The sequence below is a fragment of the Flavobacterium plurextorum genome, assembly GCF_024638035.1.
Taxonomy (GTDB): domain Bacteria; phylum Bacteroidota; class Bacteroidia; order Flavobacteriales; family Flavobacteriaceae; genus Flavobacterium; species Flavobacterium plurextorum.
In genome coordinates this window covers 1,401,180-1,415,516 of record NZ_CP100442.1, presented here as the reverse complement: position 1 = coordinate 1,415,516, position 14,337 = coordinate 1,401,180, and the positions used below count along the sequence as shown (strand labels likewise).

General features: G+C 32.8%; 13 protein-coding genes. 7 read left to right on the top strand and 6 right to left on the bottom strand.

Annotated features, from left to right (window positions below):
• Positions 1–130: 130 nt before the first annotated feature.
• The 4 genes from NLG42_RS06560 to NLG42_RS06545 all read left to right on the top strand — a co-directional run bounded on the left by NLG42_RS06560 (position 131) and on the right by NLG42_RS06545 (position 2,074).
• The gene (locus tag NLG42_RS06560; protein ID WP_257683301.1) at positions 131–532 is read left to right on the top strand and encodes a GNAT family N-acetyltransferase; all 402 of its coding nucleotides are present in this window, start codon (positions 131–133) and stop codon (positions 530–532) included.
• Positions 529–879, top strand: a complete 351-nt coding sequence (locus NLG42_RS06555) for a DUF4260 domain-containing protein (RefSeq protein WP_257683300.1) — start codon at positions 529–531, stop codon at positions 877–879. Before NLG42_RS06560 ends, NLG42_RS06555 begins: the two co-directional genes overlap by 4 nt.
• Positions 880–885: 6 nt before the next feature.
• Positions 886–1,254 carry an MmcQ/YjbR family DNA-binding protein gene (locus tag NLG42_RS06550; RefSeq protein WP_257683299.1) on the top strand — a complete coding sequence of 123 codons (369 nt, stop codon included), beginning with the start codon at positions 886–888 and terminating at the stop codon, positions 1,252–1,254.
• Positions 1,255–1,363: 109 nt separating this feature from the next.
• A complete protein-coding gene (locus NLG42_RS06545; protein WP_089057347.1) occupies positions 1,364–2,074 on the top strand; it encodes a PH domain-containing protein in 711 nt (236 codons plus the stop codon).
• Positions 2,075–2,185: 111 nt separating this feature from the next.
• On the opposite strand, the gene NLG42_RS06540 is transcribed toward NLG42_RS06545, so the two are convergent.
• Complete coding sequence (locus tag NLG42_RS06540; RefSeq protein WP_257683298.1) at positions 2,186–3,286, bottom strand: DUF4407 domain-containing protein; 1,101 nt, start codon at positions 3,284–3,286, stop codon at positions 2,186–2,188.
• 233 nt (positions 3,287–3,519) lie between these two features.
• Here NLG42_RS06540 and NLG42_RS06535 point away from each other — a divergent pair, with 233 nt between their 5' ends.
• Positions 3,520–6,330, top strand: coding sequence for a TonB-dependent receptor (locus tag NLG42_RS06535; protein ID WP_257683297.1), 2,811 nt, complete (start codon positions 3,520–3,522; stop codon positions 6,328–6,330).
• A 75-nt stretch (positions 6,331–6,405) separates the two neighbouring features.
• On the top strand, positions 6,406–7,464 hold the full coding sequence (locus NLG42_RS06530) for a phytase (protein ID WP_257683296.1): 1,059 nt from the start codon (positions 6,406–6,408) through the stop codon (positions 7,462–7,464).
• Between the two features lie 140 nt (positions 7,465–7,604).
• Here the strand turns inward: NLG42_RS06530 and pckA are convergent, their stop codons facing one another.
• Both pckA and NLG42_RS06520 read right to left on the bottom strand, forming a co-directional pair.
• Positions 7,605–9,209 (bottom strand): phosphoenolpyruvate carboxykinase (ATP), encoded by a 1,605-nt coding sequence (gene pckA, locus NLG42_RS06525; RefSeq protein WP_089057343.1) that lies wholly within the window; start codon positions 9,207–9,209, stop codon positions 7,605–7,607.
• Between the two features lie 205 nt (positions 9,210–9,414).
• On the bottom strand, positions 9,415–9,801 hold the full coding sequence (locus tag NLG42_RS06520) for a DUF423 domain-containing protein (RefSeq protein ID WP_089052459.1): 387 nt from the start codon (positions 9,799–9,801) through the stop codon (positions 9,415–9,417).
• 185 nt (positions 9,802–9,986) lie between these two features.
• Here NLG42_RS06520 and NLG42_RS06515 point away from each other — a divergent pair, with 185 nt between their 5' ends.
• Positions 9,987–11,351 carry a saccharopine dehydrogenase family protein gene (locus NLG42_RS06515; protein WP_099717679.1) on the top strand — a complete coding sequence of 455 codons (1,365 nt, stop codon included), beginning with the start codon at positions 9,987–9,989 and terminating at the stop codon, positions 11,349–11,351.
• 184 nt (positions 11,352–11,535) lie between these two features.
• Here the strand turns inward: NLG42_RS06515 and NLG42_RS06510 are convergent, their stop codons facing one another.
• Genes NLG42_RS06510 through NLG42_RS06500 form a run of 3 tightly spaced genes read right to left on the bottom strand, consistent with a single transcriptional unit; the run spans position 11,536 to position 14,329 of the window.
• On the bottom strand, positions 11,536–12,999 hold the full coding sequence (locus tag NLG42_RS06510; protein ID WP_257683295.1) for a M56 family metallopeptidase: 1,464 nt from the start codon (positions 12,997–12,999) through the stop codon (positions 11,536–11,538).
• Positions 12,996–13,370 carry a BlaI/MecI/CopY family transcriptional regulator gene (locus tag NLG42_RS06505; protein WP_089057340.1) on the bottom strand — a complete coding sequence of 125 codons (375 nt, stop codon included), beginning with the start codon at positions 13,368–13,370 and terminating at the stop codon, positions 12,996–12,998. The genes NLG42_RS06510 and NLG42_RS06505 overlap by 4 nt, the downstream gene beginning before the upstream one ends.
• Positions 13,367–14,329: a DUF6624 domain-containing protein gene (locus tag NLG42_RS06500; RefSeq protein WP_257683294.1), complete on the bottom strand. Its 963-nt coding sequence runs from the start codon at positions 14,327–14,329 to the stop codon at positions 13,367–13,369. Before NLG42_RS06500 ends, NLG42_RS06505 begins: the two co-directional genes overlap by 4 nt.
• Positions 14,330–14,337 lie beyond the last annotated feature (8 nt).

Sequence of the window (14,337 nt, the reverse complement as noted above, 5' to 3'; positions counted from 1 at the left end):
GGTTGCCACTAATTACACTAATTTCTTTTTTTATTTTGCCACAGATTAAAAAAGATTTACACAGATTTAATCTGTAGCAAAAAATTAATTCGTGAAAATTTGTGCAATTTGTGGCAAAAAACAATAAACTATGATTACTGTTTCAACAGATAAAACCAAACTTAACATTCCGTTTATTCAAAACTTTTTGAAAGATATCTATTGGACTGCTCCTAGAACGATTGAAGAAGTACAGATTGCAATTGATGCTTCATTTTGTTTTGGAATCTATTTAAATGACAAGCAAATTGGTTTTGCGCGCGTGATTACTGATTATATTGTTTTTGCTTATGTAATGGATGTTTTTATTACGGAAGAACACCGCGGAAAAGGATATTCTTCGATTTTAATCGAAACGATGATAAATGAACAACAGCTTCAAAATGTCAAACTTTGGAGATTAGCAACAACGGATGCTCATTTTTTATACGAGAAATTTGGATTTACAAAACTGAATCATCCTGAAAAAATGATGGAAAAAATAATCAAATGAAAACAGTCTTAAAACTCGAAGAAGCAGCTTTATTTATTTTCGGAATTTTTCTTTTTAACCGTTTAAGTTATGAATGGTGGTGGTTTTTAGCATTAATTTTAGCTCCAGATTTATCTATGCTTGGGTATCTTTTTGGAAATAAAACCGGCGCATTATTTTATAACGTATTTCATCATAAAGGAATTGCGCTTTTAGTTTATGCTTTAGGATGTTATTTAAACATTGAAAGTATTCAATTAGCTGGAATTATTTTATTTTCACATTCGGCAATGGATCGAATATTTGGTTACGGATTGAAATATGAAAAAGGTTTTAAATACACGCATTTAGGTGAAATTGGTAAATAAGAAATTATGAATTTAGAAACGTTTTATGAATATTGTCTTTCAAAAAAGGGTGTGAGCGAACATTTTCCTTTTGATGAAGATACTTTGGTTTTTAAAGTGGGCGGAAAAATGTTTGCTTTATCTTCTTTGTCACAATGGGAGAAAAACGAACAATCGATGAATTTAAAATGTGATCCCGAACGTGCACAGGAACTCAGAGCTGAATATGATGAAATACAACCCGGATTCCATATGAGTAAAGTGCACTGGAATACGGTTGCTTTAAATGGAAATTTACCCATTAAATTTGTAAAAGAACTAATTGACCATTCTTACGAATTGGTTTTCAAAAGTTTGACAAAGAAAATTCAGAATGAAATTATCGACCCGAGGTAAATTTTTTTACCGAACTGGCGGAGCAATTAGAAAATTAGGCATTACATTTGCACGGTAAGAAAAAAACTTAGCAACTTGGTTACTGTGTAACTTAGCAACTTATAAAAATATGAAAGAACAATTTAAAAAATTTCTTAACGAAGAACAAGATCCGAAAGCGATTGAAAAAATCACTTCAAAACTTACAGATTTATTGATGAAAGGCGAAGAAGTTGGATATATTGCAGTGCAAAAAAAACCTGCAATTACTGTTTTTCCTGACAGCATTGTATTAACAAACAAACGTATTATCATCTGTCAACCTAAAAACTTAGGTCTTTCTATGGATTTTATAGATTATACCTGGGATGATATTGATAGTGCTTTTGTAAAAGAAAACATTTTAGGTTCTGAATTTTCATTTAACACCAAGACAGATCTAGCTATTTCTATAGATTATATTCCGAAAATTCAGGCTAGAAAAATTTACACTTACGCAAAAGAGCAATTAGATATTTTAAAAAATCCAGTTGTAACGGCAACACCAATTGAAGAAATTGTTGAGCCAGAATACGAAGAAGAAATTGAAGAAGTAGAAGAAATTGAAACTGAAGAAGTAACAAGTTTTGCCGAAATTTTACCAGCGGCACCAATTTATACTGAAACGTTCGAACCACTTCCAACTCAACCAAGCCAGCCTGCCGGCGAGCGTAAATTAGCTGATTTGTCTAAAGAAGAACTTTTTGATAAATTACAGAATTACAAAAAGCTTCTTGATAATGGTTTAATCATGCAAGGCGAATACGACACTTTTAAAAAAGAAATATTGAGTTATATGTAAGTCTTAAAGTCTTTTGACTTTGTCTCAAATAAAAAAGTCAGAAATAGATTCTATTTCTGGCTTTCATTTTTTTAAGTCTCTACTGCGACTTTCACACTTTTGACTTTCAGACTAAAGTGTAGCTTTTTGTTTTTCTACAAAACTATTCGATTGTAATTCCAATAACTCTTTTGCATTTTTTCGCTGTAAATCGAACAGTCCTTTATCTTCGGCAATATCTGCATATACTTTATCATGCATTTCGGCACTGGTTTTAACTAATAAATCACGTTGGTATTTATTCTGAGCCAAAGTTGCTTTCATAGCCGTTTCAGCTTCTTCCTGTTTAAAATCAAACTCGCCTTTTGGTGCCAATAATTTGGCTATAATTGGAGATGTTTCAATTGCCAAAAACAACAACATTATAAAAAACGAAGGTAACCACGGTAATTTATTCAATGCATTTATTCGCGCCATTAATCCGTCAAAACCTTCTATAATGGGCTGAGTCTGCGAAACTTTTTTATCTAAATCGGCTTGCAATTGTTTACCAGATTTTTCTTTGTCTGCAATTTTTGCTTCGTTTGCTGCTTTTAGAGTTTCATATTCCTTTAAAGCAGCATCGTGTTTTTCGCGTTTTTCTTTATAAACTGGTCCTTTTCCCAGTTTTTTAGTTCCGGCAGTTCCTTCTGCTTCTGTAATATAAGTTGAATATAAAGCATTAACTTCTTTCTCCTTTTTTACAATATCAGCTTTTAGAGCAGCGATCTCTCCTTTGTTTTTGTCTAAATCTGATTTGAAATAGGTTCCAATTTGTTTTTTATTGGCCAATTCCATTTCGTTTTTTTCCTTCAATAAAACGGTATTGATTTCTTTTTCGAAAATTTTAATTTCTAATGGTTTTGAAATTACGATCGCAATAATAATTGCCAGCATAATTCTAGGTGTTGCCTGTAGAAATTCATCAAAAAAACGGTCTCTCTTCTTGATCGTAGAGACAATAAAGCGATCTAAATTGAAGATTAACAAACTCCATACAAATCCAAAAATTATAGCAGGATAAATAGAGTCAAAAACAGTAAAAAGCGCGTAAGCACTGGCAAGAAAAGCCATAACTGCGGTAAAGAAAACAGTGGCGCCAATACCAACATATTTGGTTTGTTCGCCTTCAGAGCAGCCTTCGAGTAAATCTTTGTCGGCTCCAGAACATAAGATAAAAAATTGTTTTAACATGATTGATGATTTTTGATTGTGATTGATAAGGCAAATTTAGCGCCAAAAATTCAAATCTGACATAAATACTTGATTTCTTTTTACTTGGAACAAATATCAACTACAATAAATGTTATTTTTACATTAATAAATTTTAACTTCATCAGACTAATTATAACGTTTTGTTAATTTTTTTAAAGGGTTTTAGTAATACTTAGGTTCTAGTTTCGCAACCAAAATCAAACTAAAAAACAATGAAAAAATTCTACTTATTACTAACGTTTTTATTTTTGGCCTTTTCTGGGTTTGCTCAAAAAGCAATAATATCAGGAAAAGTATTGGATATAGACGACAAACTTCCGCTTCCGGGAGCAATGATTCAAATAACAGGTGAAAACAAATACACTGTTTCAGATTACAACGGACGTTTTGAATTATTAAACATTAACGCCGGTACTTATAAAGTTGAAGTAAAATATATTGGTTACACGGCAATAACTAAAGAAATTACTGTTGAACAAGGCAAAAACAATGTACTTGATTTTGCTCTTAAAACTTCAGGAACAGAACTTAATGAAGTTGTAGTCGGCGACATTTTAAAAGGTCAGGCTAAAGCTTTGAATCAACAAAAAAACAATAAAAACATCGGAAACGTAATTTCATCTGACCAAGTGGGACGTTTTCCTGACGCCAATGTTGGTGACGCTTTGAAACGTGTTCCAGGTATTACAATGCAAAATGATCAAGGTGAAGCTCGTAATATTATCATTAGAGGACTTGCCCCATCTTTAAACTCAGTTACTTTAAATGGTGACCGAATTCCGTCTGCAGAAGGAGACAATAGAAATGTACAAATGGATTTGATTCCTTCTGATATGATTTCGACTATTGAGGTTAACAAGACTTTGACTTCAGATATGGATGCTGATGCAATTGGAGGTTCTGTAAACTTGATTACAAGAGCAACTCCAAACGGAGAAAGAATTTCGGCAACTTTGGCTGGAGGTTATTTGCCAATTCGTGAACACGCTTCTTATACAGCAGGTTTAGTTTATGGAAATCGTTTTTTGGATAACAAACTTGGTGCTGTTTTCAGCGGATCGTACAACAATGTTGATTATGGTTCTGACAATATCGAAAACGAATGGGTAAAGGACGATTTCGGAAATGAATATCTTCAAGCTTCTGAAATTAGAAAATATGATGTACAGCGTATTCGTCGCAGCGGATCTGTTGCTTTAGATTATAAATTTAACGAAAATAATACCATTTTTGCGAATGCTATTTACAACTGGAGAGACGATAGAGAAAATCGTTTCAGAACTACTTATGATGATATTGAACCTATTTACAATGGTGAAAAAATTACTGGTTTTGAAGGTCGTGTAAAACGTCAAACAAAAGGAGGTGCTGACAATAACCGAAATAAAAATAGAAGATTAGAAGATCAGCGTGTACAAAACTATTCTATTCGAGGAGAACATTTGATTAACTCAAAATTAGATTTAGATTGGTCAGCAAACTATGCAAAAGCTAGAGAATATCGTCCGGAAGAACGTTATATCGAATACCGTCAAAAAGGTTTAGAAATGATGGAAGATTTATCTGATCCAAGATTTCCTTTATTGACAACTGTTGGAGAATCTACAGATAAATTCAAATTCGATTCTGTTACAGAAAACACAGATGAAACAAGCGAAAGTGAATTTGGAGCAAAAATTAATATCCGTTTTCCTTTTACAATCATTCCTTCTGAAAAAGGAAGACTTAGAACTGGTCTTAGACTTCGTTTGAAAGAAAAAGAAAGAAACAATAATTTCTATTCTTATGAACCAATCAATGACGGAATGGAATTATTATCTGAAGTTCCAACTAGTTATTTTGATGGAAAAAACTTTAATCCAGGAAGTAAATATGTACCAGGAACTTTTGCTTCTAAAGATTTCTTAGGAAGTTTAGACTTAAACAATGCATCATTATTTGATAAAGAAACTGATCCTGCTGAATATTTGGCTGTTAACTATAATGCTAAAGAAAGAATTACTGCTGCTTATGTAAGATGGGATCAAGATTTTAATGATAAACTTTCGATGGTTTTAGGTTTCCGTGTTGAAAATACGCACATTGATTATACAGGAAACAGAGTTTTAGACGAAGAGGAATTAGAAAGCCAAATCAACACTACAAACTCTTACACTAATTTATTACCAAGTATTTCATTTCAATATAATGCTACTAAAGATTTAGTTTTGAGAGCCGCTGCAACAACCGCGCTGGCAAGACCAAACTATTACGCATTAGCTCCTTATGTAAACAATATTGCTGCTGATAAAGAGATCACTGCAGGAAATCCTGATCTTGACGCTACTTACTCATACAATTACGATTTCATGGCTGAGAATTATTTCAAATCAGTTGGTTTGATTTCTGGAGGTGTTTTCTACAAAAGATTAAACGATTTTATCTACAACTACAGCGACAATCAATACGACAGAGCAAAATTTGCTGCTGATTTTCCAAATCAGATAAACCCAATTCCTGCTGGCGAAAACTGGTCATTTTTACAATCTAGAAATGGTGATAAAGTTGATGTTTACGGATTTGAAGTTGCTTTTCAACGCCAGTTAGATTTCCTTCCTGGTAAATTCTTAAAAGGTTTTGGTATCTATTTAAACTATACATACACTAAATCTAAAGCAAAAGGAATTTCTGATGAAGATGGAAACGAAAGAAACAACATCAGTCTTCCGGGAACAACTCCTCATATGTTTAACGGATCTTTGTCTTGGGAAAACAAACGTTTTTCTGCTAGAATTTCAACCAACTTTACTTCTGATTATTTAGATGAATTAGGTTCAGAATCTTACAAAGACAGTTACTATGACAAACAGTTTTTCTTAGATGCTAATGCTTCTTTCAAAATTACAAAACAGCTTCGTGTTTTTGCTGAAGCAAACAATTTAACAAATCAGCCTTTGCGTTACTACCAAGGAGTTTCTGCTCACACGAAACAAGCTGAATATTACCAAGCTCGTTACAATTTTGGATTGAAACTAGACTTGTAAAATCAATTATAAAAAATATTAAATTAGACAGAACTCAGCGGTTCTGTCTAATTCATTTAAAATAAAATACCAAAAATGAAAAATAAATCGATACTTGCTTTCTTACTTATAAGCCTTGCCTTTACTGCTTGTAAAGACGATAAATTAGCCTCAATTCAGCCAAATGCAGTAAAACCAACAACTGTTACCGAAGCTTTGCCTCATGATACTGATGATCCTTCGATATGGATTCACCCAACTGATGCTTCAAAAAGTATTATTGTGGGAACAGATAAAGATTCTGACGGAGCTTTATATGCTTTTGATTTGAATGGAAAAATCCTTAAAAAATCAATTCCTCTAAAACGTCCAAATAATGTTGATATCGCTTACGGATTAATCATTGACGGGAAAAAAGTAGATATTGCGGTTACAACAGAACGTGAAAGCAACAAAATTAGAGTCTTCAGTTTACCGGATTTAGAACCTATTGATAACGGCGGAATCGAAGTTTTTGAAGGTGAATCTTTGCGTGATCCAATGGGAATTTCTCTATATACACGACCAAGCGATCAAAAGATTTTTGCTATTGTAGGAAGAAAAACAGGACCTTCTGGAAGTTATTTATGGCAATATGAACTTTCTGGAAACGGAAAATTTGCTGCAGCAAAAGTGGTTCGCAAATTTGGAACTTACAGTGGAAAAAAAGAAATTGAAGCTATTGCAGTTGATAACGAGTTAGGCTTTGTTTACTATTGCGACGAACAAGTTGGAATTAGAAAATACAAAGCTGATCCTGCTTTAAATGACAATAAAGAATTAGCTTTTTTTGGCCAAAAAGATTTCAAAGCTGATCATGAAGGAATAGCAATTTACAAAAAAACAGATTCTACAGGTTATATTTTAGTATCCAATCAACAAGCAAATTCTTTTATGGTTTATCCGAGAGAAGGTGCAAACGGAAATCCAAACAATCATCCTTTATTGGCCGAAGTTCCAACCTCAACAATCGAATGTGATGGAGCTGATGTTACAAGTGTAAACTTAGGACCAAAATACAAAAACGGACTTTTCGTAGCGATGAGCAACGGAATGACTTTTCATTACTACACTTGGGATTTAATCCAAAAACGTATTGACGAAGGGAAGAAATAGTTTTTTTGTTTCAAGTTTCAGGTTCCATGTTCAACCCAAAACTTGAAACTTGAAACTTGAAACTTGAAACTTGAAACAAAAAAAAAGCTGTTCGTAATGAACAGCTTTTTTGTTTTGAATTAAAAAAATCCCCCTTATTCTTATTCTATAATCGGTGCGCCTGCTAAGATTTCAGCATTGGCAAATTCTTCAAATTTCGCGAAATTAGCTTTAAATTTTTGAGCTAATTCTAACGCTTTTTTATCGTATAAATCTTTGTCTTCCCAAGTATTTCTAGGATTTAAAATTTCTACTGGAACATTCGGGCAAGATTGTGGTTTTGCAATTCCAAAAACTGCGTGATTTTTGTATTCTACATTATCCAATTCTCCGTTTAATGCAGCTGTAATCATAGCACGAGTGTACTTAAGTTTCATACGGCTTCCTGTTCCGTAAGGTCCACCAGTCCAACCAGTGTTTATTAACCAAACTTTTACATCAGCATCTTTCATTTTTTTGCTTAACATCTCAGCGTATTTTGTTGGATGTAAAGGCATGAAAGGTGCTCCAAAACAAGCAGAGAAATTAGGCTGTGGTTCTGTAACTCCAGCTTCAGTTCCTGCTACTTTTGCAGTATATCCAGAGATAAAATGGTAAGCCGCCTGTCCTGGAGTTAACCTAGAAATTGGAGGCAAAATTCCAAAAGAATCTGCTGTAAGGAAAAATATATTTTTAGGATTATGTCCAATAGATCCTGGCTGAATATTATCAATATGTGTTATTGGGTAACTTACACGAGTATTTTGAGTAATTGAAACATCGTCAAAATCTACCTCGTTTGTTCCCGCTTTGAAAACCACATTTTCTAAAAGCGCTCCTTTTTTGATTGCTCTAAAAATGTCTGGTTCATTTTCTTCAGATAAGTTAATTACTTTAGCATAACAACCGCCTTCAAAATTGAAAACCGTATTTTCAGCAGTCCATCCGTGTTCATCATCTCCAATTAACTTACGTTCTGGATCTGCAGATAAAGTTGTTTTTCCTGTTCCTGATAAACCAAAGAAAATTGCTGTATCGCCATCTTTACCAACATTAGCGCTGCAATGCATTGGAAGTGTATTTTTGAAAACTGGAAGAATGAAATTTAAGGCCGAAAAAATTCCTTTTTTCATTTCTCCTGTATAACCTGTTCCTCCAATAAGTGCTACTTTTTTCGTAAAATCTAAAATAGCAAAATTAGACTGACGTGTTCCGTCTACAGCAGGATCTGCCATAAAACTTGGTGCACAAACTACAGTCCATTCTGGAGTAAAGTTCGCTAATTCAGACTCTTCAAGTCTTAAAAACATGTTATAGCAAAACAAGTTCGACCAAGCAGTTTCTGTAACGACTCTAACATTTAGTCTGTAATTTTTATCAGAACAAACGTAAGAATCGCGAACGAATACTTCTTTATTTGATAAAAACTTTGTTACCTTATTATATAACTTATCAAAAGCTTCTGGCGAAAAAGGGATATTTACATTTCCCCACCAAACTTTATCTTCAGTTATACTGTCTTTTACAATAAAACGATCTTGTGGAGAACGTCCTGTAAACTCACCTGTGTTGATTGCCAAAGCACCTGTAGAGGCTTCAACACCTTGTCCTGACTGCACAGTTATAGCATGCAGTTCATCTGCACTTAACTGGTACCGAACTGTTGCATTTTCTATCCCTAATTCTTTTAACGAAATCGATTGCGCAAAAAGTGTGTTATTGTCCATAAATTTAATGTTGTGTGTGTTATTTTTTTGGTGCACAAATATAATTATACCTGATACTTAAGACATTACTCTCAAGTTTTGCAAATTGTTATATTTTTTATCGATGCCGACAAAAAGCAATAAAAATTCACATAAGTAACATTATATGTTATTTATGAGACAAAATTAAAGATTTAATTTTAGATAGGATTTTTTATTCGAGATTTTATGATTTTTTCCTCAAAATAGCAAGAAATAACACCAACCAACCAAGAATTAATAAGAAACCTCCCAAAGGTGTTGCGAATACGATAATTTTAAAGTCAAAAACTGTCAAGCTTTTTGTAGCCAATAAATAAATAGATCCGCTAAATAGAATTACTCCTGCAACTACAAGATTATAGATTGTTTTAACAGTTTTTTCGGCAATTTCTTTTCTTGTTGAAAGAAAAAGTAAAAAAAGCGCATGATACATCTGGTAACGAACACCAACTTCAAAAGTATTTAGTTCTTCTATCGACAAATATTTCTTTAATAAATGTGCTCCAAAAGCTCCAAAAATAATTGCTATCATTCCAATAAAAGCGCCTGTTAAAACTATTTTTCTTTTCATTTTTATAAACTTTTAATATTTACACAAAAATACCTCTTCCTATCCAATTTTCATTTTACTTTTAAAGATATTTCATTTAATAATTGCATTTATAAGTTTCATTGCGAATAAAAAAAATATCATTTTTAAAATTATATTTGTTATATTTATAACATTTTAATATGTTTGTGTTAAATAATTAAGTTATGAGAAGCATTTTAATAATTGGAGCAGGCAGATCAGCATCTTCTTTAATACGCTATTTACTTTCAAAATCTGAAAGCGAAAACCTGCATCTTGTTGTGGCCGATTTATCTTTGGCTTTAGCCGAAAAGAAAACACAAAATCATCCTAATGCAACTCCAATTGCTTTAAATATTTTTAATACAAACGAAAGACAAGCAGCAATTGAAAAAGCTTCAATTGTAATTTCAATGCTTCCGGCACATTTACACATTGAAATTGCAAAAGACTGCCTTCAATTTAAAAAACATTTAGTTACCGCCTCTTACATAAGCGATGCTATGCAGGCTCTTGATGAAGAGGTAAAGAAGAACAATTTAATTTTCATGAACGAAATTGGTCTTGATCCCGGAATTGATCACATGAGTGCCATGAAAGTTATTGACGAAATTAGATCAAAAGGAGGTAATATGCTTCTTTTTGAATCATTCTGCGGAGGCTTGGTTGCTCCTGAATGCGATAATAATTTATGGAATTACAAATTTACCTGGGCACCTCGAAATGTAGTTTTGGCCGGCCAAGGCGGCGCAGCAAAATTTATTCAAGAAGGAACTTATAAATATATTCCATACAGCGCTTTATTTCGCAGAACTGAGTTTCTAGAAGTAGAAGATTACGGGAAATTTGAGGCTTATTCTAATCGTGATTCTCTTAAATACAGATCGATATACGGTTTAGACGATATTTTAACCTTGTACAGAGGGACAATTAGAAGAGTAGGTTTTTCTAAAGCATGGAATATGTTTGTGCAGCTTGGCATGACCGACGACAGTTACATCATGGAAGATTCTGAAAATATGAGTTACCGACAATTTGTGAACTCTTTTCTTCCATATCACCCAACGGATTCTGTAGAAATTAAAACGCGGTTAATTTTAAAGATTGATCAAGATGATATCATGTGGGATAAACTTTTAGAATTGGATTTATTTAATCCAGACAAAAAAGTAAACCTGCCAAATGCCACTCCTGCTCAAATTTTAGAAAAAATATTGACTGACAGCTGGGCATTGAAACCAGAAGATAAAGATATGATTGTAATGTATCATAAATTTGGATACGAGCTAAACGGCGAAAAGAAACAAATCGATTCGAAAATGGTTTGTATTGGCGACGATCAAACTTATACCGCAATGGCAAAAACAGTTGGTCTTCCTGTTGCTATGGCAACTTTGCTGATTTTAAACGGAAAAATCACAACTCCGGGAGTACAACTTCCTATAAAAAAAGAAGTTTATTCGCCTATTTTAAATGAATTAGAAGAGCATGGAGTTATTTTTAATGAACAAACTATGCCTTATTTTGGTTATAATCCGGATTTATTTTAAATCCGATACGAATTGTTTTTTTTAGAATTTTTTAGAATTTTTTTTTTAGTTTATTTTATCCGCTTCCAGATATTTCTGAAAGCGGATTTTTTTTCTTTTTAAAGTACCAAAGGTTCGGAGGCACACAATGACAAGGGTTTTGTTAAGTCTTCAGCACCTTTGAACCTTTGAACCTCAAAAAAAACTATTTATCAGATTGAATCGTAATTGGCAAACTGTACATCGCAGCAACCGGCTCACCATTAACTTTACCCGGTACCCAGTTCTGAGAAAGCTTAAGCACTCTAATTGCTTCATCACCTGTTCCGTATCCAATATCTCTTAATAATTTAAAATCCGTTAAAGCCCCATCCTTTCCTACTACAAAAGTAATAAAGACCTTCCCCTTTAATTTCACATCTACAGGAGTCACAGGTGTTTTATAATTCTGTCCAACAAACTTATAAAACGCCTCAATTCCTCCAGGATAAATTGGATCCTCACTTAAATCAGTTGTTTTATAAATAGTACCTTCCGCTTTTTTAACTTTTTGATTTTTTGGATCATATAAATCAATTTCTATTGTATCCGGACCACCTTTTTCGATTTTCGCATCGATCTCATCTTTACTTGGAAAAGTGCTTAATCCGCCTAATAAATTCGGCACTGCTTTCTTTTCTGCCGGAGTAAGCTCTTTGTATTTTTTCTCCGTCACCACAACTCCTTTATCATTTTTTATTTTAAAAGTTGTCTTATCGTAATAAGCCGAATAGAAACCTTTTTTTGGCGCGGTTTCATTATTCCCTTTTACTTCTTGCGCTACGGTCTTAGTACACAAAAAATACACAAGCCCAGTAAATAATGGTAAAATAATTGTCTTTTTAAAAAATCCCCTTGAAGGAGATGTCGTGGTTGTCATCATAATTAATCTTTTTTTAGTTACAGAATAGTTCAAATTACTGGCCAAGTAATATACCGGATTTTGATTCGCCTTAGACAGTAATAAGTTCTGGTAATACGAAACATTGTTATGTGATTTTACAACTTTTTCATCAGCAAGAAATTCATGATTTAGTTGTATTGCTTTTTTATAGAAGATAAAAATTGGATTGAACCAAAAAATATTTTTAATTATTTCAATCAGTAAAATATCCAGCGAATGTTTCTGATTTACATGAATTAATTCGTGCGTAAATAATTCCGTTTCTATTTTATTGTTTTGATACTCTACTTCATTTATAAAAATGGTATTCAAAAAAGTATACGGCAGCGTCTGTTCTTGCAACAAAACCAATGTTGCTTTTTGATGTTTTATTTTTACACCCGCTTTTGATTTTTTTATCAATTTATACAAGTTCACTGTAAATCTGAAAAACAAAGCAGCAGTCACTATCCCATATAAAACCCACCCGAGAATCAAGTAAAAAGGAGTTTCCTCTTTTACAATACTTGAGGTAATCTGCTCAGGAACAACTACACTATTACTTGTCGTACTTACAACTTCTTGTATAATTTCAATTGTAATAAAAGGCAATACAAAGGAAACCAGAAGACTAAAAATTAAGAAAAACCTATTAAACTTATGAAATTTTTCTTTTTCTAAAAGCAAATGGTAAGCTCCAAGAAGCACACACAACGCTACTGTCGATTTTACAAAAAAGGCTATCATTTTTTCTTTCTTTGAATTTCTGAATCAATTATTTTTCTTAGATCTTCTAATTCTGAAGTTGATAAATTCGTTTCGGTTGTAAAAAACGAAGCAAATTGCGAGGCCGAATTATTAAAGAAATTATTAATCAACCCTTTCACATGTTTAGAAAAATAATCTGTTTTTTTTACCAGCGGATAATATTCTCTAGAATTTCCAAATTCATTGTAAGCAACAAATTTCTTATCAATCATTCGTTTCAAAAGCGTTGCAACAGTTGTCGTTGCAGGTTTTGGTTCTGGATACGCTTCTAGCAAATCTTTCATAAAAGCCTTTTCAAGCTTCCAAAGATGCTCCATTAATTGTTCTTCTGAGTTTGATAATTGTGTCATTTTTTAATATTTTCAAGTTTTTCCAATTCAGGTAATTCCTTCTTATAAGCCTCAAGATTCCAATCGATATTCATTTTTGCAGCATATTCTGCTATAGTGCCAAGCCCAACTTCGGCACGTCTTTTATCTACATTATCAGGATCTATCAAGGGCGAAATATACCATTGATTTGTCTTTTTATTTTTTGCTGACTGGCTTCCATAAATTTGGTGTTTACCTTCTCGTAAAGCCACTCTATCTTCCAAATACGCTAAGTTCGCCCGGCTTGCGTTCCCTTTTTTTACTGCTTCTCTCATCATTGGTAAATACTTTTGCTGATATTTTAAATCAGAATGCTGAATAACCAGAAACAAGGTTTGATTTGCCTGTGCTCCTATTTTATCTTTTCCAACCCAGCCTTTTTCGTCCAGTATTTTCATAACCTTTACAAGATTAATACTGTCTTTTTTATTCATTATTTTACCAATGCTGTCAATTTTTCTTTTATCAGATGCAGGGTCTTTATAAACTTTCATAAATTCTCCTCGAATGCCCTGATCATCTGCATAAATATCTAAAAGCTCCTTTTGCAGCGGTTTATCAAAATTTACACTAAGATTATCTACTTTTTTCTGAAGCTTATCAATTGTTTTCTCCCATTCTTTTTTATCATGCAGCGTTTTTAGATCATTATCTATTTTTATATGTGCAATATTTTCATATCCATTATCAATTGCCAAATCCAGCCACTTAAAAGCTTTTTTATCATCATTGTTCAAAGCCGCCGAACAAGCAGCATTGTACAAATCTGAAGATGATTTGTGTTCAATTTCGAATGCCTTTTCATAATAAGCAACAGAATTTTTAAAATCTTTTACCTGATAATAAGAATCTCCTTTTACAACAAAATCCTTGTAGGTTTGAGATTGCATCAAACCGATATTCAGCGTAATAAAAAAGAAAGAAATTATTTTTTTCATAGATTTTA

Excerpts from the sequence above, each read along its gene's own strand:
- NLG42_RS06550 (WP_257683299.1), top strand. The coding sequence starts at position 886 with ATGAATTTAGAAACGTTTTATGAATATTGTCTTTCAAAAAAGGGTGTG.
- NLG42_RS06535 (WP_257683297.1), top strand. The coding sequence starts at position 3,520 with ATGAAAAAATTCTACTTATTACTAACGTTTTTATTTTTGGCCTTTTCT.
- NLG42_RS06555 (WP_257683300.1), top strand. The coding sequence starts at position 529 with ATGAAAACAGTCTTAAAACTCGAAGAAGCAGCTTTATTTATTTTCGGA.
- NLG42_RS06530 (WP_257683296.1), top strand. The coding sequence starts at position 6,406 with ATGAAAAATAAATCGATACTTGCTTTCTTACTTATAAGCCTTGCCTTT.
- NLG42_RS06505 (WP_089057340.1), bottom strand. The coding sequence starts at position 13,370 with ATGACACAATTATCAAACTCAGAAGAACAATTAATGGAGCATCTTTGG.
- pckA (WP_089057343.1), bottom strand. The coding sequence starts at position 9,209 with ATGGACAATAACACACTTTTTGCGCAATCGATTTCGTTAAAAGAATTA.
- NLG42_RS06510 (WP_257683295.1), bottom strand. The coding sequence starts at position 12,999 with ATGATAGCCTTTTTTGTAAAATCGACAGTAGCGTTGTGTGTGCTTCTT.
- NLG42_RS06560 (WP_257683301.1), top strand. The coding sequence starts at position 131 with ATGATTACTGTTTCAACAGATAAAACCAAACTTAACATTCCGTTTATT.
- NLG42_RS06520 (WP_089052459.1), bottom strand. The coding sequence starts at position 9,801 with ATGAAAAGAAAAATAGTTTTAACAGGCGCTTTTATTGGAATGATAGCA.
- NLG42_RS06545 (WP_089057347.1), top strand. The coding sequence starts at position 1,364 with ATGAAAGAACAATTTAAAAAATTTCTTAACGAAGAACAAGATCCGAAA.
- NLG42_RS06540 (WP_257683298.1), bottom strand. The coding sequence starts at position 3,286 with ATGTTAAAACAATTTTTTATCTTATGTTCTGGAGCCGACAAAGATTTA.
- NLG42_RS06500 (WP_257683294.1), bottom strand. The coding sequence starts at position 14,329 with ATGAAAAAAATAATTTCTTTCTTTTTTATTACGCTGAATATCGGTTTG.
- NLG42_RS06515 (WP_099717679.1), top strand. The coding sequence starts at position 9,987 with ATGAGAAGCATTTTAATAATTGGAGCAGGCAGATCAGCATCTTCTTTA.